The organism is Ligilactobacillus sp. UO.C109 (assembly GCF_026847815.1).
GTDB lineage: Bacteria > Bacillota > Bacilli > Lactobacillales > Lactobacillaceae > Ligilactobacillus > Ligilactobacillus salivarius.
Window position 1 is genome coordinate 1 of record NZ_JAPSFH010000016.1, and the last position, 295, is coordinate 295.

A 295-nucleotide genomic window follows, 5' to 3' on the forward strand; every position below is an offset into this window, starting at 1 on the left:
GGAACAAAGTTCCAAGTCAAAGCTTCGACGAAGTGAAGACGCAAAAAAAGGCAGGCTATACTCCAGATAGAGCTGTTGTTCCAAGTGAGACAGTAACATTTGATACTGAAGATTACACAGAAACTGTAGTATATAGAGCAAATGAACAAAAAGGCAAAGTAGTGTATGTGGATGATGATAAAGACGGCCAAGAAGTCAAGCAAGGTAATATATCTGGCAAGACAGGAGAAACTGTAAAGGTTACCCCAGAAGTACCAGAGAATTATGAGGAAGTAGCAGGAAATCCAACGGATTA

The 295-nt window shown here is 40.0% G+C and carries 1 protein-coding gene; it reads left to right on the forward strand.

What is annotated here, in order from left to right; translation table 11 throughout:
* Nucleotides 1-295: mucin-binding protein (locus OZJ21_RS03770; protein ID WP_442916306.1), on the forward strand; the 295-nt coding region annotated here is incomplete at both ends.